The following is a 1,195-nucleotide window of genomic DNA, read 5'->3' as shown; positions in this document are numbered from 1 at the left end:
GATTATTCGATGATCTTGGCAACCACGCCGGCACCAACGGTACGGCCACCTTCGCGAATCGCGAAGCGCAGACCGTCTTCCATAGCGATCGGAGCGATCAGGGTAACAACCATCTTGATGTTGTCGCCCGGCATGACCATTTCCACGCCTTCCGGCAGTTCGCAGTTACCGGTCACATCAGTGGTACGGAAGTAGAACTGCGGACGGTAGCCCTTGAAGAACGGAGTGTGACGCCCGCCCTCTTCCTTGCTCAGGACGTAGACTTCGCCTTCGAACTTAGTGTGCGGCTTGATGGTGCCCGGCTTGGCCAGAACCTGACCACGCTCGACGTCATCACGCTTGGTGCCGCGCAGCAGCACGCCAACGTTCTCACCAGCACGACCTTCGTCGAGCAGCTTGCGGAACATTTCAACGCCGGTGCAGGTAGTCTTGGTCGTGGCACGGATACCAACGATCTCGATTTCTTCCTGGACCTTGACGATGCCACGCTCGACACGACCAGTCACAACGGTACCGCGACCAGAGATCGAGAACACGTCTTCGATCGGCATCAGGAACGGCTTGTCGATGGCACGCTCAGGCTCGGGGATGTAGGCATCCAGAGTTTCGACCAGCTTGCGCACGGCCGACACACCCATTTCGTTGTCATCCTGACCGTTCAGCGCCATGAGCGCGGAACCGATGATGATCGGAGTGTCATCACCCGGGAAGTCATAGGTCGACAGCAGGTCGCGAACTTCCATCTCGACCAATTCCAGCAGCTCGGCGTCGTCAACCATGTCGGCCTTGTTCAGGAACACGACGATATAGGGAACACCAACCTGACGGGACAGCAGGATGTGCTCGCGAGTTTGCGGCATCGGGCCGTCAGCAGCGGAGCAAACCAGGATCGCACCGTCCATCTGCGCCGCACCGGTGATCATGTTCTTCACATAGTCAGCGTGACCTGGGCAGTCAACGTGCGCGTAGTGACGGATCGAGGAATCATATTCAACGTGGGAGGTGTTGATGGTGATACCACGAGCCTTCTCTTCCGGCGCATTGTCGATCTGCGAGAAGTCACGCGCCGAACCACCCCAAGTCTCAGCACAGACCTTGGTCAGCGCTGCGGTCAGAGTGGTCTTGCCATGGTCAACGTGACCAATGGTGCCGACGTTCAGGTGCGGTTTGTTACGTTCGAATTTTTCTTTAGCCA

Annotated in this window: 1 protein-coding gene; it reads right to left on the bottom strand. The window is 57.7% G+C overall.

Features of this window, described 5'->3' with window-relative positions:
* Positions 1 to 2 precede the first annotated feature (2 nt).
* Positions 3 to 1,195: elongation factor Tu (tuf, locus tag NA645_RS20090; protein WP_197446135.1), on the bottom strand; the 1,193-nt coding region annotated here is incomplete at its 5' end.

Origin of the sequence: Stutzerimonas stutzeri (assembly GCF_024448955.1) — a bacterium.
Taxonomy (GTDB): Bacteria; Pseudomonadota; Gammaproteobacteria; order Pseudomonadales; family Pseudomonadaceae; genus Stutzerimonas; species Stutzerimonas stutzeri_AQ.
Note: the sequence above shows the minus strand (reverse complement) of the source record. Positions and strands in the feature narration are given on the sequence as shown.